The following is an 18,636-nucleotide window of genomic DNA, read 5'->3' on the forward strand; positions in this document are numbered from 1 at the left end:
TCCGCACTCCCGCGGAGCGGGTCCCTCCGGGCTGCGCCCGTCACAGCGAGCCGGGTCGCTGCGCTCCCCGGCCGCTCCCGCTCCGCGTGAGCGGATGCGGCTCGCTCCGCTCACCGCCGGGCGGCACGCGCTCCGCGCCCGCCACCCAAACGCAGGGCAGGCGGCCCGCGTTGCGGGCCGGGGCCGGCCTCCGGCCGACCCGTGGCCTCCGCTGCGCTCCAGCCACCCCCGGGCGCGCCCCCAACTCCCGTGCGGGCCAGGCGTGCCACGCTCCGCGCGGCCCACCCAACGAGACTCGGGCCACAAGCAGCAGCAACAGGACGGGGTGGTGACGGGCGGTCGGGACGGGTGAGGCGTCGAACGCAGATCGGGGGCAGTGGATCGAGCCCTGGGGGCGCGTGCTTCAAAGATAGCGGCTAGCTTAAGACTGGAATAACGCTACGCCACCCCTGACCTGGAGAAAGAGGGTTCGCGGAATGCTTCGATTGTACATCAGGTGATTAGAGAGAATTCACGCGAGGGATTACCGAATAGCGGGCGTAATGACGGCCGGTGAAATGCCGGAAATCGTGAATGGGTGCGTGCGTAGGTGATTGGTCGAAATGGTCCGAGTGGCGTTCGAGTGCGTGGGGCAATGAGGAATGCGCGCGGAGGGTTGCCGGTAGGGCGTGCCGTCGGTGCCGGGTGGCCGACCCCCGGTGCGGGTGGCCGTCGGGACGCGGAGGCCCTCGGTGGCTCGCCTCGCGCGCGCGTGTGCGTCTTACTGATAAAAGGGGCCCACGCGGAAACGGCCTCTGACCTGGGGTTTTGCGGGAGGCGATGTGTTGGCCCTGACACATCGACCTGCGGTTTTGTGCCTCCTGCGACACAGCATCACAGGATTTGGTCCCGCAGAGAGGGACAAATTCCGTTCCGCCTGCTCAGGGCTGCATTCGATCGTCAGCGCCTCGGAGGCGGTGTGTCGGCGTCGACACCAGGGGGCCACGCCGACAGGGACAAAGGTCCCTCTGGGCGGGGACAATCTCGGCTAGGGTCGCGGGGACCACACGAGATCGAGCAGCAGGAGCCAGGGTGCCCGGGGACGCGAGTCGCTCCACCAGCAGAGGCCGGCGGTCGGTGGACCGCGGTGAGCCCGTGACGTCGCCGCTGGCGGACAGCTTTGCCAAGGCCCTGGACCGTACGCCGCCGAAGGCCGGTCGGCCGGTGCGGTCGGCCAGGGTCGACTACACCTACCGGGCGCCGCATGACGCCTGGGGCCGCAGCGGCTACAGCATGGTCAGCAACGCGTTCCTCTCCGACGTCCTGGCCGTGCTGATCGCCCGGTACGGGATGTCGCCCGTGCAGTCGGCGGTCCTGCTGTTCTGCATGGGCCGCCAGGTCGAGGGCCGCCTGAAGATCACGCACATCAAGGTCGCCAAGCACCTCGGAGTCGAGCGCGCGAACGTCACCCGGGCGCTGGGCAGCCTGGAGAACTGGCACATGCTCCAGCGCCGGACCAACTCGGTGATCGTGGTCAACCCGCTGATCTGCTTCAAGGGCAACGGCGACCTCCAGCAGGAGGCCCTGGAGCAGCTGCGCCAGGACGCCAGGGCCGCGCTCCGGAAGCACTTCCCGGAGATGCGGGAAGATGTGATGGCGCTGGAGAAGGCGGCGAGCGAGCGCTTCCCGGAGTTCACGGCCCCGGCCGCGCCGGCCCCGCGTACGCGGCAGCTGGCGTTCGGCGACAACGATGTGGAGGAGCAGGCATGCTGATCCAGGCCACCCTCGGGTACGCGCAGCTGCACAGTCTGGAGCTCTCCAAGGCCAACTACGACCTCCTCAGCGCGATGTCGGAGGTCCAGCGCCCCGGCGGCGAGGTGAACGCCTCACAGGCCGAACTGCGGGCGCGGGTGGGCCTCAGCAAGAACCGCACGTCCATCGCCATGAACCAGCTGGTGGAGCGGAACATCGTCCTGCGGCCCGAGGGCCGCTACCGCAGCTACTTCATCCACCCGTACTTCGCCGGGTACGCCACCGTCGAGGAGATGGAGGAGGCGCTGCGCGACGCGGTCGAGGCGATCCGCGCCGGCGAACTGCCCGAGCCCGCGGTCCCCGCCCCGCAGCGACACCTGTCCGCAGTGCCGGCGCGCCGGACCGCGTAGTCGAGCAGCCCGAAGCCAGCGGCGCCGCATCCTCCCGAGGGGTGCGGCGCCGCTTCGCGTCGTGGGCCGGGTGTGTCAGATCGGTGCACACGGTTCCCGCAGGCGGGAAACGTGCAGGTCGCAGCCCCGCGAAAAGAATCATGAGCGGCCCCCTTCCCTAGGTGTATGACTTTCCATACAGTGTATTGAAAGTCATACACCTACGGGAGGATCCGGCCGTGTTACTTGCCCTCGTCACCGCCGCCATCGCCGTCGTCGGCACGCTGCTCGGCTCGCTCATCAGCGGCCGCTTCCAGGAGCGGGCCGCCGAACGGTCCGTCCGCGTGAACCACGGCGAGACGATCAGGCGGGACCGCCTGGAGGCCGTCACCGCGCTGGCCTGCGCCGCCAGCGACCACCGCCGCACCATGTGGGCGCGCGGCGACGCCATCCTCAAGGGCTCCGGTGCCGAGCTGATCCAGTCGCTGCGCCGGGAGAGCCACCAGACCCGCTCCCAGGTCACCCGCCCGCTGGTCGCGATGCGCGTGCTGATCACGGACCCGGCCGTGCGCACCGCCGCCGATCACATGATCACGCTGACGTACGCGATCCGGGACCACTTCGGCAGCACCGAGGAGCTCACCGCCGCGCGCGAGGCCGCGATGGTCGCCCACGACCAGTTCGTGGACGTCGCCGCCCGCTACCTCGCCCAGCACGCCTGACCGCTGCACCGCCGTGCTCGCCGGGCGCCGGCCCCGAATGTCATCGCTCTCCGGCACGCACTCCTCCCTCACCACCGCCACCCTCCCCCGCCCACCGCGCACCCGATCGGAGTCCTCATGGAGCAGCAGTCCAAGGCCGTCGCCCGGATCGGCCACATCGAGACGGGGGTCGAACGGACCGCCACCACCGCCGGCGGCGAGGACCTGGCCGTGCTCGCCCCGGCCGCGGCCGCCGCGCTCAACCTGCTCTCCGACGCCGTCCGGCGCGGCGGCGCCGACCACGACGACATCGTCCAGGCCCTCAAGGCCGCCGGTGTCCACGAGGCGTTCGCCGGGGTCTTCGACGCTGCCTCCGAGCGCGTGATGGACGCGGCCGACGACCCGTACGACTTCGACGTGCGGCTCCACGCCGACAACCTCGCCGGGGCCGCGGGCGACGTCCGGCGCGCCTTCCAGTGGCTCTGACCCCCGCCCGCACCCGTCACCGCCTCTGAGAGGACCCTCGATGCCCGCCGTGGCCATCACCTCGTTCGGCTACCTGCACGGCCCGCAGCCGGACGCCCGCGCCTGCTACGACCTGCGCCACCAGTTCCGCGACCCCCACCTGCGCCCGGAGCTGCGCTACCTCACCGCCCGGGACGCCCCCGTGCGCGAGGCGGTGATGGCCACCGACGGCGTCCTGGCGCTCGTGCACGCCATCGCCGCCACCGTGGACGCCTACCTCGCCGGGCCCCGCCAGGACGAGCCGCTGACCATCGGGCTCGGGTGCGCCGGCGGCCGTCATCGTTCTGCGACGGTGGCCGACGCGCTCGCCGCCGTCCTGTCCGGCGACACCGAGACCGCCGCCGCGTACCGGGTCGCCGACCTGGCCGACCGGTACAAGGACCGCGGCCTGGCCGTCGACGTCCACCACCGCGACCTCGCCAAGGACGTCGTGCACCGCTGAACCCCGCCCCGTCCCGCACCACCAGGAGGAGAGCCCGGTGACCACCGAGCCCGAGCACACCGACCCCGTCCCCGCCCCCGACCTCACGATCCCGCTGTCCGCCGCCGACGCCCGAGCGCTGGGCGACGACGTCGGGCAGATGGCCATGCGGCTCGGTGCCGTCCTGCACGGCCTCGCGCAGCTGCGCGACGGCGGGGCGAGCACCGACGACCTCGCGACCACCGTGCTGATGTCCAACGGGCTGATCACCCGGCTGGAGGGCATCCGGGACGCCGCCGTACGTCAGCACGCCGCCCGGGGCGGCTCCTACGGCGCGCTGGCGACCTCCATGGACGTCACCCGGGCCACCGCGCAGTCCCGCCGCGACACCCTGCTGAGGAAGGACCCGAGCGAGATGGAGCGGTGGGCCACCGACGGCGACTGACCGCCGCGCAGCAGGCGAGCGGCCCGGTGGCAGCACGGCCCCGCTGCTCGTGCAGCACCCGGCCTGCTGCACGAGCAGCACCCGTGTGCCGCCTGGCCGCCGGCCTCGCCGTGCAGCACCCGCCGACCGCCGTGCAGCAGACACAGCAGCGCCCCGGACCGTCGTGGTCCGGGGCGCTGCTGCACGTGCTGCTCAGGCTTCGACGTACGCGACGATCGTGATGGTCCGCAGGGCGGTGACGTAGTAGATCACCCGGACGCCGTCGACCTCGTCCGCGTAGTCGCGCAGCAGGGTGCCGGGCACCTCGGTGCCGAGCTCCGGGTTGACGCTGATGGCGACGATCGCGCGGTCCAGGCGGTGCGTCTCGTGCGCGGTCAGCTTCCCGAGCTGGGTGAGCGCGGGCTCCACCATGACGACCTGGGAGCGGCGCGCTCCGTGCTCAGGCGACACGGGGCTGCTCGTCCGCGAGGCGGGCGAGGTGGGCGTCGCGGGCGGTCTCCCACGCCACGCCGGACTCGGGCGCGGGGTAGCCGTTGGCGGCGATGTCCTCCAGGACCGAGGCGAGGACGTCCGTCTTGGCGCGCTCCGCGGCCGCGTACGCGAGGACCGATTCGGCGGCGTGCTCATCGAGGGGCTGGCGGGCGGGCGCGGGGGCCGGCTGCTGGCTCATCCGGGGCTCCTGGGCTTCTCTCTGGCGTGTGTCACCACGGTATCGCCGGGGCGGGACACCGGACCCCGGTACGGACGAACCGGACCGGTGAGGGCTCTGCAGGGCGCGGGGCCGGCCCTTCCGGCTCGATGCCGCCCGACACGGAACGTGATCACGGGCCGGTGGGGTGTCACGCTGTCGCGCCTGTCACGCGGAAACGGCCCGGAGGGGGTTTCCAGGCCGTTTCCGCGCCGTAATGCCCGAATTGATGGGCTTTCGGGTGGGGGCTGTCACGCGGTCCTCCGGCGACGTGACAGGGGGCGTGACAGGGCGGCGTGACAACTGGCTATAACTCTCGGTGAGCGTGACAACTGATTGTCAGGTCTGGAGCGGGGGCCAGACATGCGGGCCGGTGCACTGCCCGCAGGCGGCGCAGCCGGCGCACTCCAGGCAGAACTGGCGCGGGAGGCGCGGGCACGAGCAGATCGGGTTGTAGTCGGGGTCGTCGTCGCCGGGGTAGAGCGTCTCGCCGAAGGGCGGCTCGGTCCAGGCGATGACCGAGCCGTCGGCGAGCAGGTCCTCGTAGTGGTGGCCGATCTCGCTGTGCTCGCTCCAGGTGGCCACCACCACCTCGTCCGCCGCGCTCACGCCGTGCCGCCCTTCACCGCGGCCGCGTTCTCCAGCCACGCGGCGAGCGCGTTCGTGGCGGCCGGGTCGGCCTGGGCGAGACGGCCGACGAACTCGAGGCCGTCGTCGACCGGGGCGCCGGTGCGGGCGAGGGCGGCGAGCAGCGCGGCGCGGGCGCGCACCGGAACGGGCAGGGAGCCGACGGCGGCCGCGCGGGCGGCCGGGTCGGCGTAGTGGCCGGACTGGTCGGCGAGGGAGCGGGCGAGCCAGGCGTCGACCTTCGGGGCGCGGTAGTCGTGGTTCTCGTCCAGGAGGTCGCGGGCCGCTTCGTCCCCGGCCCGGCTCGGCACGCTGCGATCGAGTCGGCCGGCCCCGCCGAGCCGGGCGAGTTCTTCGGCCCGGTCGGCGAGCTGCTGCTGCTCCTGGCGGCGCTGCTGCTCGGCTTCCTCGCGGCGGCGGTCTTCGGCGAGCTCCCCCTGGACGACGACGTCGGCGTCCGGGTCGTACGGGCCGCCGGTCGCGGCGAGCAGCTGCACGACGCGCTGCCACTCAGCGAGCTCCGCAGCACGGCGGCCGCCGTCGTCGAAGGCGGATTCGTCGCGGCGGTCCAGGTGCGCCTGCTGCTCCGCACCTTCGAGCGCCGCCACCGCCTCGCTGTGCGTCATGCCCCGCGCGCGGCGGCGTACCGAGGACCGGCCGATCTTCGCGTAGTCGATCGGCGTGCGCGGGGCGCCGGCGCGGCCGCGGGCCTCGGGGACACGGCGCGGCCGCCACCCGTCGTACGTGGTCATCGGGACTCGCTTTCAGGTCGGAAACGGAAATGAGGGCCCGGCCGGTAATGCGGATGGGGTGGGCCCTTCCCACAGGTCTACCGCACGCTCGAATTACGCGCTGCTAGAACGTGATGTTCAACCATTCCACGTCCGCGAATTTCACCTCCAGGCCCGCGCGGCCGCCACCGCCTTGACGGAAATAGGCGTCCGCGATGGCCTCCGCGACCGCGTCGTGCAGATCGTCCTCCGTCGCACCCTCCTCCTGCGCGGCGATGATGACGGCCGCGTGGGAGGGGCTGACGGCGACCGTGATGTCCCGTACGCGGCCCGCGTCTGAGGTGCCCTCCGGACCGAGTCCGAAGTACGCCCGGCAGGAGATGACCAGCCCGCCCGAGGACGCCGCGCGCTGCCTAGCCTGCGCCCTGACCTGCGGTTGCCACTCCGACTCGGTCTCTTCCACCAGCGCGGCCTGGAGGCGCTTGTTCGGCTTGGTGGAGGCGCCCGAGAGGTAGCGCTGCACCGTCTTGCGGGAGACGCCCAGCCTCGCCGCCAGGGACTTGGTGGAGCCCTTCTCCCGCGTGCGAAGGAATTTCATCTGCGCTCGCGCGGATTTCGGTGCGGGCCGGGTGAACAGGGCCCGCTCCGCGCGGGTGAAGCCCTCCAGGATCCTGGCTCGGGTCCGAGCGCGCTTCACGTCGTCATCAGTCATGTGATCATTCCGCCCGGCCGGGCCTGTGGACAGAGGCCGACGGCGGGGCGCTCCGCGGCCGGTCTCCACCCCTACGGGTGACGCGCCCTGGTGGGCGCCGACGCCGGGCCGCTACGTTCCCCTGGACTTGATGATCGAGGGGGAGGGCCAAGGGATGAGCGAGCGCCGCGCGTTACGGGAGCTGCGGGTCTTGATGTGGGTGGTCATCGCGATCGAGGTGCCGGTGTACCTGGTGTGGCTGGTCCAGGTCGGCTACCTGACCGGGCAGGAGCTGCCCCGCGGCGACGTCGCGCGGTGGGCGCCGCCGGTACTGCTGCCGCCGGCGGCCGTGCTGTTCTGCGTGATGGCGGGCTGGACCTGGTGGCTGAGCGTGGTGGCCGGCACCCGGTCGGCGCTGCGGGAGCGGTGGATCGTCGCCTCGCTGGTGTTCGTCGCCGCCTTCTCGGTGTTCTGCGGGGTGGCCTCGGTCGACGACCCGTCGGTGTCGGTGGGCCTGCTGAGCGCCGCCGTGACCGGGCTTGGCATGACCGGGCTGTTCTTCATCCCGGCCGCCGCCTCCCGCGAGCTGCCCGACGTCATCCGCCGGCGCTCCCGTCGTACGGCGGGAGCGCCCGGCGAGGCGGACCCGGACCCCCAGTAGGTCCGGCCGTCGGATTGCCCGGGGCGCCGTGCGGCGGGCATGCTGCGCGTTCTGCGAGGAGAAGGGGAGAGCGTGTCCGAAGACGACGACACCACGGCGGCGGAAGCGTCGCTCAGGAAGGCCGTGGAGCAGCTGTGCGGCGACGGGTCGGGCGACGGCAGCGAGGCCGCCCAAGAGGCCGTCCAGGCGCTTGCTGACGGCTCTGGGAGAGCCTGGACGCCCGAGCAGGAGACGCAGATCAGGGCCATGGTGGAGCAGATCCGCAAGCTGCGAGATCTGAATCGGCCGGGCGGTGGCTGGTGGCGTCGGCGCCGGGAGTGGCGGGCCCGGGAGCGGCTGGTCGACATGATGATGGCCAGCGGCCCGGAGCTCCTGAACGAGGCGGAACTGCGGCACTGGAAGAGCCAGGCGATGGTGGAGTTGCTGCTGAAGTTCATGGACACCGCGATGAAGAAGGACGACACGGTGGAGACCCTCGCCCGGATCGAGGCGCTGAACGCCGTGACGTACGAGGACTACCAGCAGGCCAGGAAGAAGCTCGCCGAAGAGAAGGCCGCCGCCGGCTGACCCGGCGTCGGCATGTGACAGGGGCCCCGAACCGGCGCACGGTTCGGGGCCCCTTGTCGTGGGCGGGTGATCACAGCTCGATGTCGAGCCGCTCCACGTCGGTGAACTCCACGCCCAGGCCGTGGGCCCGGCTGTTGTTGGCGCGGAAGTACATCCGGGCGAGGCCGTCGGCGGCGATCTGCCGGAGCTGGTCCTCGGTGGCTCCCTGCTCGCGTGCGCTGAACAGCTGGTCGGCGTACTGAGGCGGCAGGGCCTGGGTGATGTCCCGGATCCGGGCGTCGTCGGTCGTACCGCCGGCGGCCTCGAAGCCGAAGCGGGCCCGGGTGGAGACGACCAGCCCGCCCGTGGACGCCGCCTTCTTCCGCGCCTTCGCGCGGATCTGCGGCTGCCACCTCTTCTTCACCTCGCGCTCCAGGCGGCCCCGCAGGTCCTGCCGGGGCCGCTTGAGCTTGCCCGAGACGTACCGCTCCACGGTGCGCTGGGAGATCCCGAGCGCCTGGGCGGCGGCCTTGGTGCCCTTGAGCTGCTTGACCAGGTACTTCATCTGCGCCTGGGCGCTCTGCGGGATGCGGCGGGTGAACGCCCCCTCCAGCGCGCGGTCCAGGCTGTCCCCGAGCGAGTCCACCACGGCCTACTCCCCTTCTCCGGCGCTCTGGTCGGTCTTGATGAGGTTGGAGATGTTGAAGACGCCGCCGCGCTCCTCGAACTGCTGCTCTGCCCACAGGACGGTCTGCGTGCCCTGGTGCTTGACCATCCCCGGCGAGACCCCGAGCCGGAACGTGCCCGGCGCGGGCTTGCCCTCGGGCGTGTGCGGCAGGACGTCCAGCGGGGACGGGCCGGGCGAGGGGTAGACGATGGCGTCGGTGCCGATCGCGACCGGGTAGAGGTCGGCGGCGGCCGCCGTCTTCATCAGCTTGCGGTGCAGGCCCACCCGCTGGTTGGCGAGCACGGCGGCCCGGATGTCCGGGCGCCAGTTCACCCGCTCCAGCGCCGGGTAGGGCTCGTAATACGGCACCTGGCCCCGCGAGCGCTGGCGCAGCTTGCCGATCGCGCCCTTCGCGGTCGCCTTGATCGCGGTCTCCAGCAGCGCCATCGTCGGGTCGACCTCCTTGCGCCGCGCCATCGCCTCGAGGAACTCGCTCTCGGTGAGACCGGTGGTGACGCCCATGTCGGCCATCGTGTCGACGTACGCGTCGCGCAGCCGCTTGTACCAGGAGTCCAGGTAGCGGCCGTTCTGCGTGCGCACGTACGCCTCGATCGGCGCGACGTCGAAGCCGAGCTCCACCGCGTAGGCGACGGTGGGCGTGGCGTACCAGGCCGGGCCCTCGGGCCGGTCGCCCTTCGGTGTGAACGGGCTCGGGAGCCGGGAGCCGTCGACCGTGCGGCCGTTGACCCGTACGCGGGACAGGTCGACGTGGGAGAGGTCGACCAGCCAGGAGCCGGGCAGCGCCGGGTCGAAGGCCGGGTTGTTCTCCAGGTGGGTCGGCCCGCTCAGCCCGACCGCGAGGCCGTTCGCGGCCGCGGCGAAGGACATGTTGAGGTCGACGACGACCAGGTACGGGTTGGCGCACTCCTCATCGGTCAGCGGCCGGCACCAGTCGTAGGGCTCCTCCATCAGCATCTCTGCCGGGGTGCGCATGTGGTGCCGGGCGAACTGGCCCTTGAGGATCGGGTGTTCGTCGGGGACCTCGCACGGCACCACCGGGTAGAGCTGGGTGAGCGCGTCCTCGTTGTACGCCCGCTCGAACTCGCCGGTCGCCGGGTTCTTCTCCGCGCGGGTCGGCGGGCGCAGCGCGGTCATCAGTTCCAGGCCGGTCGTCGCGGTGGAGCCGCGCGGCGTCATCACCCGGGCCGCGTACAGCCCGAGGTACTGGACCAGGTCGGCCGGGTGCATCGTCAGCAGCAGCTCCGGGTCGTCCTTGCGGCCCCACTCCCGGGTATCCAGGGCGTTCCAGGGCAGGACGCACAGCTGGACGCAGCGCCGCCGGGAGCCTTCGGGATCCCGGTAGAGGCGGGCCCACGGGCCGAAGCCGCGCTGGGTCATCTGGAGGCCCGCGCGCTCGATCTGCTTGACCACCTTGTGGCCGGCCGGGAGTCGGCCCGCGTGCCGCTCCTCCTCCGAGAGAGCGGCGGGCAGGCCGTAGCGCTCCAGCGCGGACGCGGTGAGGACGAGGATCGGGTCGGCGTCGCGCCCGTTGCGGTGCAGGCGGGCCTGCCCGAGCCGGGCTTCGGTCAGCGTCCAGTCGACCAGGGCCGGGATGCTCTTGGCGGGCACGTCCAGGACCAGGCCGCCGATGCAGTACGCCGACACCTGCCCGTCGGCGTCGGCGTCGATGACCGCGAGCGGCCCGTTCTCGAAGCGCGGGTCGACGGCGGCCGCCGACGCCGTGGTCTTCTTCGCCACCGCCTTCTTCGCACCCGGGCGCCGCGACGACGCGGCGGGCTTCGCGGCGGGCGCCGGGCGTACGGCAGCAGCCGGGGCCGGGGTGGCCGGCGCTTCGGCCGCCGGGGCGGGAACGGGCGCGGGGCCGGTGAACGCCTCCGGGACCACCGGCGCCGGGGGCGCGGTGGGCGCGTCGGGGGCCGGGGCGGGGAAGCGGGCGGCGAGGCCCTCCAGGAGACGGGCGTACGCGGCGCGCTTCGGCGGCCGCGGCTCGGTCTTGCCGGTCTCCCAGTTCCCCACCGCCTCCCGGCGGGCGTCCAGTGCCGTGGCGATCTGCGCCTGGCTCAGGCCCGCCGCCTCCCGCAGACGCTTGCGCTCCGCAGGGGTCGGCAGGTCGTCCTGCGCGACTTGCTCCAGCAGCGCATCGACGGCGCTGAACAGCTCGTTCTCAGTGGACACAGAGGTCACCTCCAATAGACAGCATACCCGATCGCGCATTGATTCGCGCACTCAATCGCGCACGAATCGCGCACAGGATTGGAGTACAACACGCGGGCGGGTAAGCCGCGCAACAGCTATCCGTGCAGGTCAGGGCTGCAACACGAGTTCGGCGCAGCCCTTCTGTTGCACGCATGCCGTCGCGTCAGGACGGCGTGAGCCCACATCAATGGGCAGGCGGCTGGCCTGGTGGTTAGGGGAACTCCGCCCCATCCGAGATGGGGGGTCGGCACACTGGCCCGGTGACTTCCTGGCTGCACCGCCGCTGGTTCGGGCTCTGGTCCCGTCTGCACCGCGACTTCGACGGCACTGACCCCAGCGCGAAACGGACCGCCCGCGCCATCTGGGCCCTGCTGACCGGGGCAACTTGCCTGGTGCTGGGCCGCGCAGCCACCTGGGCATCCCGGGCCGCGGGCGCGTCCCCGACCCTGACCGCGTGGCTTGCCGTGTGGCTCCTGGTCTCCGTGTTCACCGTCGCGCTGATCGCGGTCGGTGCCGGACCGGGCCGCACCCGTCGGCCGGCGCTGACCGCGATCATCCTCGTGACCGGCGTTGTCCTGCTGACGGCGCTGTCCTGGCCGTCCTGATACCAGCCCCGCACAGCTGCCTGCCCAGTCAGGCAGAGGGGCGTCGCTTGGTGCCGCCGCCGCTGCCGTTCAGCGGGATCAGGGTCTCCAGATGAGCGCCTTTGACCCAGGAGCCCAGCAGGTCGCGGTGCAGGGCCACGATGTCCTGGCGCAGGGCCAAGCCCAGCGCGTCCCTCGTGAACGCGCGGCAGGTGGTGACGAACAGGGCGACATCCGCGCCATGCTCGAGGCGGGCGGTGCCGACGAACTTCTGCATGTCCTGCGAGGAGACACTGCGGTGCGGCGCGTACTTCTTACACTGGACGACCAGCTTGCGGCCGTCGGCCAGGTAGCCGACGACATCCGCGCCCAGGTCGCCGCTCTTGCCGCTGACGACGACCTTCGTGCAGCCGTCCCGTCGGCACAGCTCCGCAACGTACGTTTCGAACTCCTGCCACGACAGCGCGTCGACCTCGGCCATCGACAATTCCCGCGCCCTGGCCTCCTCCTGGGCCCGCCACGCGCGGTCCTGGCCGACCGCGCGACGGTGCGCTCTCAGCAGCGCCCAGCTGGCCCCGCCGACCACGGCCGCGGCGAGCAGGGCCACCAGGACGGGCCACACCACCGACCAGTGCCCGGCTACCCACACCATGGCGGCCAGTGCGACCACCGCGCCCCAGCCCTGCAACTGCCTGCGTGTCTTCTTCTTCAAGCGCCGGCGTCGTCGACGTGCCGCCATCACTTCCCCACTCCCCCAGCCCGTTTCCCGCCGTACGCACCGACGGGCGCCGTCCATCCCTCGCGTGTGCGGGAGTTCATCGGCCGGCCTGGGTGACGCCGCTCGCAAGCTGTCCCAAGATGTTCAAGATCCCCTGGCCCGCCGGGGTGGGTGCGATCAGGACGCCCAGCGTCAGGACGATGACGACGGTCAGCTTCTCGTCGAAGCGGCTACGGGCCTCCGTGCGCCGCCGCAGCCGCCAGACGACGATGACTGCGAGCAGCAGCGTCACGTTGATGGTCAGCAACCGTTCCGACCTCCCCCACACGACCGGCCATCACCACGCAGGGACGGCAGCCTGTCACCCCAGCCTCCTTATGTAGCCGGGCCTCAGTGATGTTGGGGCCAGGTTGCCGACGAATGGCACGAAGCCATCGGACCTGGCCGAATACCGCACGCTGGCTGATCATCCCGCTGACATGGCCTCAGCCCCCGTGACAGGGTGCGGTGATCGGATCACCGGACGGCAGGGGGCTCCCGTGGAAGCACGGATGTGGAACGGACTGATCGGCGTCGCGAAGGAGACGTACACCGCCTCGCTGGGCGAGGGAGTCGTGCCGCGCCCGCTGATGATGCCGCTGGTGCGCGGCGAGCTGGTCGGGCTGATCTGGGTCCGCCCGCTCAAGGTCGGCCAGGACGCGCTCGCCGGGATCGCCGAACTCGCGAACATCGCCGCGGCGGCCGGCGCGGACGAGGTCGTGCTCGCCTGGGAGACCCACGACGTCGCCACCGCCTGCGAACTGCCGATCGTCGGCCCGGCGCCGTGCCTGAACATGGTGCTCGCCACCCGCGACGGGCACGTCCTGCACCAGTTCCCCTACAGCGAGCAGCTCCTGTCCCGCAGCCCCGAGGGCTGGGCGTCGGTCGCCCCGGACTGGAGGCCGGCCCCCGCGCCGCAGCCCGGCGGCGAACTGGCGCCGCCGATCCAGGCCGCGGTGAACTTCTCCTTCACCCCGATCGAGCTGGACCACCCCGATCCGTTCGGCGTCACCGTCGTGCTGATGGAAGAGGACGGCTACCGCATCAGCCTGACCGAAGCGTTCGCCCGCTGATCCCATGGCCCGCGATTTCGACGACGACGCGCCCCGCCGGATCGGGGACGCGGACGAACTGGTCCTCGCCCGCCAGCGGGACGCCGACGAACGGATCTACGTGGTGACCACCAACCTCGTCATCGACGCCCAGGAGAAGCTCGCCCGGCGCCGGCGGCTGGACCGCATCTGGCGCGCCGGGGCGGCCATCAGCTGGCTGTCCTTACTCACCGCCATCACCGGCACCGGCATCACTGCGCTGACCACGGGCGACCCGGCGCGGTTCGTCCTGGGTGACCTGATCTGCGGAAGCCTGCTCCTGATGTCCCTGCTGGCGCTGGTCGGCGTCCACTTCGCCGGGCGGGACGTGCCCACCCTCCAACGCCTGGAGGCACAGCTCGCCTCCGCGCAGGAGTCGCTGTGGAAGCAGAAGGTCAAGAACAACCCGGACCTGGACGCCCGGCGCAAGCTCTACCGCGAGGAAGTCACCACCGCGATCGAGCAGTACCAGGCCGACAGCCGCAAGTACCGGCGCATCCACAACAGCCTGCAGACCCTCATCATGATCGGCTCAGCCTCCACGACCACGATCGCGGCCCTGGACACCGGCAAGGAGCTGACCTGGCAGAGCGTCACCCTGACCGCCATCAGCTTCGCGATCACGGTCGCCGCGATGTTCACCGGCTACTACAAGTTCCGCGAGCGCAGCTACTTCCTCCAGCAGACCGCCGACGCCATCGAGGAGGAAGCCAACGCCGTCCGGCTCGGCATCGGCCCGTACAGCGAGTACGGGCGCAATCAGGAAGGCGAGGCGCTGAAGAAGTTCACTCAGCGCGTCGAAGAGCACCGCAACGAGCAGCGGCGCCGCCAGCAGCAGCTGGACCAGCCCGCCGACCAGGCCACGCCCTCCAGCCAGCCGCCGGCGGCCTGACCCGGCCTCACCCCCGGCGCCGCCCTCCTCTGCGCTCGGACCGCACGGGCACCGGCGGCGCGCCGGTCGGGCCCCGCGTCCCGCGCCCCCAGGGGAGGAAGAGGGCCAGCGCGGCCAGGACCTGACCCAGGCCGGGAAGGATGTGCTGTAAGTCCTCGGGCCGCGCCTTCGCCACCACCGCCCGCGCGACGATGGCGACCACGGTGAGCAGCACGACGATGACCGCGAGCGCGGCGAGCAGAACGTAGGCGGGTACGGCAGAAGCGAGTTCCGTCACGGGGACCTCCGGACATAGGGAAAGCCCCGGCGGCTGCCGGGGCGTTCGGACACGGGACAAGCAGGTGGGTGGGCAAACAAAGAGACCCGCGCCCGGAGAAGCCGGGCGCGGGTGTGCCTTCAAGCGGTGGAGCCAGCGAGGGATTTGGTCGATCCATCAACCTCGCCTTGGTGCTTGCACCGTCGTGAGGGAGCTCGGGCTCCACCTCGATCCGCCGGTACCTCTGTATGCGATTGTGGGGCGGCATCGTTGCAGCGTCGGTGACGTCCGGTCAAACCGGGTGGTCACGGGTCCCGCGCCGAATGCACGACGAAGCGGTTTGGTGCTGGCGGTGAGGGAGTTTGGGGAGCCTCTGAAACCTCTGCCGTGGTGCAGGGCGCCATCCTACGCGGTCTTCGCGAAGGTCTGGGGCACCGTCGTGCCGGACGCTGTACCTGCCCGCTCGGCTCGCGCCCGGCGCAGGGCAGCGGCATGGGAGGCGTCGGCCACCCGCCGCCGCTCGGCACGCGCGTCCTCGAGGGGAGCCGGGCCGCCGTCCGGGGCCGGCTCGGGATCCGGGAAGGCGCGGCGGCTGAGTTCGCGCATCGCCTGGTTCTGCCGCTCGATCGCCTCGGTGACGCCCGAGCTGACGTGCTGGACGCGCGGGACGGCCTGGTGGGCGGTGAGCGCGCGGTGAAAGCCGGGCGGGGCCATGTCGCGGGTCTTCACCGGCGCCTCGGGCGCGGCCGACGCCGGAGCCGTGACCGCCTCGCGGGGTGCTGGGGCCGCCGCGCCCACGGCCAGGACCCGGACGGTGCGGACGGCCTGGGTGCCGACCGCGTCGTTCGCCGCGGCGACGATCCGGGAGCTGATCAGGCGCAGCTGCGTCGCGTACGCGGGCGAGTCCGGGCGCAGGTCCAGCTGTCCGGTCTCCGCGTGGAAGGCGACCGCCTGGACGTGCGCGGCCAGCTTCGGGGAGAGCGTGGCCGCGATGTCCGGCCACTGGTCCAGGATGCTTCCGCCGGCGGCCGGGACGTCCCAGGCCCGGTCGGCCATCAGGCCCTGGAGCACGGCGGCGAACCCGGTCGGCTCCCGGCCATCCCGCCGCACCGTCGTACCGGTCCGGCGCTTCGCCTTGCGGGTGCCGCCCTCGCCGCGGGCCTTGGCGGCCTCGCGGGCCTGGTGCAGCGCGACCCGGGCCAGGTCGACGCCCGACAGTTCCGGGGCCGGCTGCTCGCTGCTGGAGCTGGTGGTGGTGTTCGGGGTCTCGGTCATCACGGCCTCCTACCGGCGTCCGACGTTCATCAGCGAGCTGCTGCTCGCCAGCTTGCGAGCGCGCTGCACCAGGTCAGCGCCGAAGATGTGCACGGCGGCGGCCGGTCCGAGGGCGTCGTACGTGGTCATGACGAGCGTGGTGTCGCCCGCCATGAACTCGCCCCACCCCGTGGCCTGCATGTCCGCCCGGTCCTGCTCGCTCAGGTCCTCGACACCGCCCAGCTCGGGCAGCGCCTCGCCCGGGGCGTAGGGCTGCGCCTGCGGGGCGAACGCCTCAGCGACCATGCGACGGACCGCCATGCTGCGCGGCGCCTGCCAGGCGCCCTCCCACTCCTGGTGGCGGGCCTGCTCCGCGCGCCGGGAGTCCCGGTACGCCTGGACGGCGCGCTCCCGGCCCTCCTCGGTCGGCCACAGCGCCACCGCCCCCTTCAGCCGCCCGGCGAGGAACCCCGACGGGCGGTGGACGATGCCTGGGGCGTCGCCGCAGTCCAGGAACGCGATCACCTGGTCGGCGGTCCAGCCCGCGTCCGCAACGTCCTTGAGGATCCAGGCGATCCGGGGCACCGCAGCGCGGCCCATCCACGGCACCTGGCGGATCAGCTCCGAGGCCAGCTGGAAACGACGCCCGACGCTGTTGAGCTTCCGGCGGCCGCGCTTGACGTTCTTCGGGGTGGGGGAATCGCTCTGCCCGCTTGCGAGCTTGCTCTCAGGGGGGAAGGAAGTAGTTCCCGCAGAAGAAACACTGCGGGAACTACCCCCCATTGGGGTGCAACGGACCTCATCCGAAACAGCCGTCACAGCACCCTGGTCAGCACCCTTCCGGGCACCCTTCGCCGGGGCCTTCGAGGACGACTTCGCCCGCCGCTTGCGGACCTTGCGGGCCGCCTTCTTCGACAGCGCCGCCATCAGCTCCCGGCCGGCCTCCGCGATCCCCGTCATCCGCCGCCCGGTGCCCTCACCGGCCGTACGGACGCCCAGCGCCACGTCGAACTCCACCGGCACCATCCGCGCGAACTCCGACGCCTGCGCGGCCGCACCGCGGATCCGGGTGCCCCGTACGACGTACGCGAGCAGCCCGGCCTCCCGCAGCATCCCCAGGTGGTACTCCACCGACCGCTCCGACAGCCCGGTGCGCCGCACCAGGTACTCGATCCCCGGACGGCACGGGAACAGCTCCGCGAGCTCCTGGGCGACGCGCACCGTCGTCGGCCCGAAGCTGCGCGGCCCGTGCGACCGGTAGCGGCGCGGCTCGTACAGCCCGGACCCGGCGACCCAGTGGACCGCCTGCATCCAGGAGTAGCCGTCCAGCGCGATCCGGCCCGTCGACGTCGACAGCCACTGGCTCGCCTCCGGCACGTACAGCGCGGGCAGCACCGAGACCGCGTCACCGTCGACCGACGAACGCGGGGCAGGAATCAGCACGGCGACCGGTGCCGCCGCGCCGCTCATCGGCCCACCGCCCCGGCCGGGGCGGTGAAGATCGCCTGTGTCGTCATCGGGCCGGTGTACACGCCAAAGCGGACACCCCCCTCAGCAGGCAAAACGCGTGCTTCGTGATCCATCCGCCGACCCTGCACCAGGCAGCCTGTGGACAGAGCCCGCTCAGCCCGGATCACCCCCCGCGCTCCCGCACGGCGGGCTACAACTTCAGATCGCGTCCCGCCACACGGGAAGCCGTCCTCGAGGACGCTTCCGTCGACGGAGTTGCGGACGACGTCCGCGAGCGGGTGCACGAGCCGGACGGCCGGCGCCGCGACCGAGCCCGGCGGGACCGCTCCGAAAGCACCGCGCTTGTAGCTTCCTACCGGAAATTCAACTTCCGGTACGGAACGGAAAAAGAGGGGCGAACGGTACGCCGATCCCGTCACACGGGAAGACCGCCGCGCCTGAACCGGGGTGAAACGGACAAGGTCAAGCTGACAGGGGGACACCACTTCGGGCACTATGAGAAACGACCTGCCTTCCATATAGCTGGACCGACCGAGCCCCTCGGGGCTGGACCGACCTCCATCTGTGCGGATGTGTCAGGGGCCGCCCCCTTCGTGAGAAGAGGGCGGACACCGATCGGGCGGGGGGAGATTTCTCCGTCCCTCCCGGTCCTGCTGAACCGCGTGGCCCCTGTGGTGGGGGCACCCGCGGGTGATGCGGGGCGGTACTGATCTGGCTGTGGTGGCCGTGGTTAGTGGCCGGTGGTGCAGTGGCCCTGGTTAGGGGCCGAGGTGAAACGAGCGGCTCGGTGAGCCGCAGCTCAGGACCAGCTACGAACTGGGACCTGAGCAGCCGACGCGGGTGGTTATTCCGGTCGGTAGACGGGCCGCGCGAGGCCAGCGGGAGGTTAGTCCGCTTCTTGGCACGCGCGGCCGATGGCCACTAGGTCATCCCGACCCCCTGGATTCAGAGGCCGGCGTCGGCATGCCCGAATCCGCCTTCGCGGCTGCGGGGAAGCGCTCCGCGAGGCGCTTGAGCAGGTGGATGTAGGCGTCGCGCTGCGGGCGCCGGGGGTGACTCTTGCCCAGCTCCCAACGCACCACGGCAAGGCGATTCACGCCCACCGCGTCCGCGATGTCCTGCTGCGTGAGGTTCGCGGCGAGGCGCAGTTGAGCGCGCACGTGCGGCGGCGGGAGGACGTCGTCCAGGCCGTCCAGCAGGGCATCGACCTGCTTCAAGCGGTCCGGGTCGGACATAGCGCAGCCTCTCAAGATCGATCGATCCCTGAAACATACACCATTTGATCTCTGGCG

Annotated in this window: 24 protein-coding genes; 11 read left to right on the forward strand and 13 right to left on the reverse strand. The window is 71.9% G+C overall.

Annotated elements, in window-relative coordinates; translation table 11 throughout:
• Positions 1-1,134: 1,134 nt before the first annotated feature.
• From ACZ60T_RS32755 to ACZ60T_RS32780, 6 genes are all read left to right on the forward strand, one after another.
• Complete coding sequence (locus ACZ60T_RS32755) at positions 1,135-1,752, forward strand: replication/maintenance protein RepL (protein WP_161228428.1); 618 nt, start codon at positions 1,135-1,137, stop codon at positions 1,750-1,752.
• A complete protein-coding gene (locus ACZ60T_RS32760; protein ID WP_401379573.1) occupies positions 1,746-2,141 on the forward strand; it encodes a hypothetical protein in 396 nt (131 codons plus the stop codon). Before ACZ60T_RS32755 ends, ACZ60T_RS32760 begins: the two co-directional genes overlap by 7 nt.
• Before the next feature lie 218 nt (positions 2,142-2,359).
• The gene (locus ACZ60T_RS32765) at positions 2,360-2,842 is read left to right on the forward strand and encodes a hypothetical protein (protein ID WP_469669266.1); all 483 of its coding nucleotides are present in this window, start codon (positions 2,360-2,362) and stop codon (positions 2,840-2,842) included.
• Positions 2,843-2,959: 117 nt separating this feature from the next.
• Positions 2,960-3,307, forward strand: coding sequence for a hypothetical protein (locus tag ACZ60T_RS32770; RefSeq protein WP_469669267.1), 348 nt, complete (start codon positions 2,960-2,962; stop codon positions 3,305-3,307).
• Positions 3,308-3,347: 40 nt separating this feature from the next.
• Entirely contained in the window at positions 3,348-3,788 is a 441-nt protein-coding gene (locus ACZ60T_RS32775) for a RapZ C-terminal domain-containing protein (protein WP_469669268.1), read from the forward strand.
• A gap of 37 nt (positions 3,789-3,825) precedes the next feature.
• Positions 3,826-4,212, forward strand: coding sequence for a hypothetical protein (locus ACZ60T_RS32780; RefSeq protein ID WP_469669269.1), 387 nt, complete (start codon positions 3,826-3,828; stop codon positions 4,210-4,212).
• 192 nt (positions 4,213-4,404) lie between these two features.
• Here ACZ60T_RS32780 and ACZ60T_RS32785 read toward each other — a convergent pair whose 3' ends face one another.
• The 5 genes from ACZ60T_RS32785 to tpg (ACZ60T_RS32805) all read right to left on the reverse strand — a co-directional run bounded on the left by ACZ60T_RS32785 (position 4,405) and on the right by tpg (ACZ60T_RS32805) (position 6,970).
• Positions 4,405-4,662 (reverse strand): hypothetical protein, encoded by a 258-nt coding sequence (locus ACZ60T_RS32785; RefSeq protein WP_469669270.1) that lies wholly within the window; start codon positions 4,660-4,662, stop codon positions 4,405-4,407.
• On the reverse strand, positions 4,652-4,882 hold the full coding sequence (locus tag ACZ60T_RS32790; RefSeq protein ID WP_469669271.1) for a hypothetical protein: 231 nt from the start codon (positions 4,880-4,882) through the stop codon (positions 4,652-4,654). The genes ACZ60T_RS32785 and ACZ60T_RS32790 overlap by 11 nt, the downstream gene beginning before the upstream one ends.
• Before the next feature lie 357 nt (positions 4,883-5,239).
• Complete coding sequence (locus tag ACZ60T_RS32795; protein ID WP_469669272.1) at positions 5,240-5,509, reverse strand: hypothetical protein; 270 nt, start codon at positions 5,507-5,509, stop codon at positions 5,240-5,242.
• Positions 5,506-6,279 (reverse strand): hypothetical protein, encoded by a 774-nt coding sequence (locus ACZ60T_RS32800; RefSeq protein WP_469669273.1) that lies wholly within the window; start codon positions 6,277-6,279, stop codon positions 5,506-5,508. Before ACZ60T_RS32800 ends, ACZ60T_RS32795 begins: the two co-directional genes overlap by 4 nt.
• Before the next feature lie 103 nt (positions 6,280-6,382).
• A complete protein-coding gene (gene tpg, locus ACZ60T_RS32805; protein WP_469669274.1) occupies positions 6,383-6,970 on the reverse strand; it encodes a telomere-protecting terminal protein Tpg in 588 nt (195 codons plus the stop codon).
• A 154-nt stretch (positions 6,971-7,124) separates the two neighbouring features.
• Here tpg (ACZ60T_RS32805) and ACZ60T_RS32810 point away from each other — a divergent pair, with 154 nt between their 5' ends.
• Both ACZ60T_RS32810 and ACZ60T_RS32815 read left to right on the forward strand, forming a co-directional pair.
• A complete protein-coding gene (locus ACZ60T_RS32810; protein ID WP_469669275.1) occupies positions 7,125-7,610 on the forward strand; it encodes a hypothetical protein in 486 nt (161 codons plus the stop codon).
• A gap of 72 nt (positions 7,611-7,682) precedes the next feature.
• Positions 7,683-8,177 (forward strand): hypothetical protein, encoded by a 495-nt coding sequence (locus tag ACZ60T_RS32815; protein WP_469669276.1) that lies wholly within the window; start codon positions 7,683-7,685, stop codon positions 8,175-8,177.
• A gap of 70 nt (positions 8,178-8,247) precedes the next feature.
• Here ACZ60T_RS32815 and tpg (ACZ60T_RS32820) read toward each other — a convergent pair whose 3' ends face one another.
• Complete coding sequence (gene tpg, locus ACZ60T_RS32820) at positions 8,248-8,805, reverse strand: telomere-protecting terminal protein Tpg (protein WP_107475080.1); 558 nt, start codon at positions 8,803-8,805, stop codon at positions 8,248-8,250.
• A gap of 3 nt (positions 8,806-8,808) precedes the next feature.
• Positions 8,809-11,019, reverse strand: coding sequence for a telomere-associated protein Tap (gene tap / locus ACZ60T_RS32825; RefSeq protein WP_469669277.1), 2,211 nt, complete (start codon positions 11,017-11,019; stop codon positions 8,809-8,811).
• A 281-nt stretch (positions 11,020-11,300) separates the two neighbouring features.
• Here tap and ACZ60T_RS32830 point away from each other — a divergent pair, with 281 nt between their 5' ends.
• A complete protein-coding gene (locus ACZ60T_RS32830; protein WP_469669278.1) occupies positions 11,301-11,645 on the forward strand; it encodes a hypothetical protein in 345 nt (114 codons plus the stop codon).
• A gap of 28 nt (positions 11,646-11,673) precedes the next feature.
• Here the strand turns inward: ACZ60T_RS32830 and ACZ60T_RS32835 are convergent, their stop codons facing one another.
• Together ACZ60T_RS32835 and ACZ60T_RS32840 are read right to left on the reverse strand one after the other, a co-directional pair.
• The gene (locus ACZ60T_RS32835) at positions 11,674-12,363 is read right to left on the reverse strand and encodes a restriction endonuclease (RefSeq protein ID WP_469669279.1); all 690 of its coding nucleotides are present in this window, start codon (positions 12,361-12,363) and stop codon (positions 11,674-11,676) included.
• Positions 12,364-12,439: 76 nt separating this feature from the next.
• The gene (locus tag ACZ60T_RS32840) at positions 12,440-12,649 is read right to left on the reverse strand and encodes a hypothetical protein (RefSeq protein WP_469669280.1); all 210 of its coding nucleotides are present in this window, start codon (positions 12,647-12,649) and stop codon (positions 12,440-12,442) included.
• A gap of 244 nt (positions 12,650-12,893) precedes the next feature.
• Between ACZ60T_RS32840 and ACZ60T_RS32845 the strand changes: the two genes are divergently transcribed.
• Together ACZ60T_RS32845 and ACZ60T_RS32850 are read left to right on the forward strand one after the other, a co-directional pair.
• Positions 12,894-13,454, forward strand: a complete 561-nt coding sequence (locus ACZ60T_RS32845) for a hypothetical protein (protein WP_469669281.1) — start codon at positions 12,894-12,896, stop codon at positions 13,452-13,454.
• Positions 13,455-13,458: 4 nt separating this feature from the next.
• Entirely contained in the window at positions 13,459-14,364 is a 906-nt protein-coding gene (locus tag ACZ60T_RS32850) for a DUF4231 domain-containing protein (protein ID WP_469669282.1), read from the forward strand.
• Between the two features lie 7 nt (positions 14,365-14,371).
• Here ACZ60T_RS32850 and ACZ60T_RS32855 read toward each other — a convergent pair whose 3' ends face one another.
• From ACZ60T_RS32855 to ACZ60T_RS32870, 4 genes are all read right to left on the reverse strand, one after another.
• Positions 14,372-14,641 carry a hypothetical protein gene (locus ACZ60T_RS32855; RefSeq protein WP_469669283.1) on the reverse strand — a complete coding sequence of 90 codons (270 nt, stop codon included), beginning with the start codon at positions 14,639-14,641 and terminating at the stop codon, positions 14,372-14,374.
• A 384-nt stretch (positions 14,642-15,025) separates the two neighbouring features.
• On the reverse strand, positions 15,026-15,895 hold the full coding sequence (locus ACZ60T_RS32860) for a DciA family protein (protein ID WP_469669284.1): 870 nt from the start codon (positions 15,893-15,895) through the stop codon (positions 15,026-15,028).
• A 9-nt stretch (positions 15,896-15,904) separates the two neighbouring features.
• A complete protein-coding gene (locus tag ACZ60T_RS32865; RefSeq protein ID WP_469669285.1) occupies positions 15,905-17,344 on the reverse strand; it encodes a helix-turn-helix domain-containing protein in 1,440 nt (479 codons plus the stop codon).
• A 926-nt stretch (positions 17,345-18,270) separates the two neighbouring features.
• Positions 18,271-18,579 carry a helix-turn-helix transcriptional regulator gene (locus tag ACZ60T_RS32870; RefSeq protein ID WP_469669286.1) on the reverse strand — a complete coding sequence of 103 codons (309 nt, stop codon included), beginning with the start codon at positions 18,577-18,579 and terminating at the stop codon, positions 18,271-18,273.
• Positions 18,580-18,636 lie beyond the last annotated feature (57 nt).

Source organism: Streptomyces sp. NPDC104371 (assembly GCF_055583785.1).

Bases quoted from the DNA above. Each gene is read 5' to 3' on its own strand.
- ACZ60T_RS32760 (WP_401379573.1), top strand. From the start codon at position 1,746: ATGCTGATCCAGGCCACCCTCGGGTACGCGCAGCTGCACAGTCTGGAG.
- ACZ60T_RS32770 (WP_469669267.1), top strand. From the start codon at position 2,960: ATGGAGCAGCAGTCCAAGGCCGTCGCCCGGATCGGCCACATCGAGACG.
- ACZ60T_RS32775 (WP_469669268.1), top strand. From the start codon at position 3,348: ATGCCCGCCGTGGCCATCACCTCGTTCGGCTACCTGCACGGCCCGCAG.
- ACZ60T_RS32790 (WP_469669271.1), bottom strand. From the start codon at position 4,882: ATGAGCCAGCAGCCGGCCCCCGCGCCCGCCCGCCAGCCCCTCGATGAG.
- ACZ60T_RS32800 (WP_469669273.1), bottom strand. From the start codon at position 6,279: ATGACCACGTACGACGGGTGGCGGCCGCGCCGTGTCCCCGAGGCCCGC.
- tpg (WP_469669274.1), bottom strand. From the start codon at position 6,970: ATGACTGATGACGACGTGAAGCGCGCTCGGACCCGAGCCAGGATCCTG.
- ACZ60T_RS32810 (WP_469669275.1), top strand. From the start codon at position 7,125: ATGAGCGAGCGCCGCGCGTTACGGGAGCTGCGGGTCTTGATGTGGGTG.
- ACZ60T_RS32835 (WP_469669279.1), bottom strand. From the start codon at position 12,363: ATGGCGGCACGTCGACGACGCCGGCGCTTGAAGAAGAAGACACGCAGG.
- ACZ60T_RS32845 (WP_469669281.1), top strand. From the start codon at position 12,894: ATGTGGAACGGACTGATCGGCGTCGCGAAGGAGACGTACACCGCCTCG.
- ACZ60T_RS32850 (WP_469669282.1), top strand. From the start codon at position 13,459: ATGGCCCGCGATTTCGACGACGACGCGCCCCGCCGGATCGGGGACGCG.
- ACZ60T_RS32860 (WP_469669284.1), bottom strand. From the start codon at position 15,895: ATGACCGAGACCCCGAACACCACCACCAGCTCCAGCAGCGAGCAGCCG.
- ACZ60T_RS32865 (WP_469669285.1), bottom strand. From the start codon at position 17,344: ATGAGCGGCGCGGCGGCACCGGTCGCCGTGCTGATTCCTGCCCCGCGT.
- ACZ60T_RS32870 (WP_469669286.1), bottom strand. From the start codon at position 18,579: ATGTCCGACCCGGACCGCTTGAAGCAGGTCGATGCCCTGCTGGACGGC.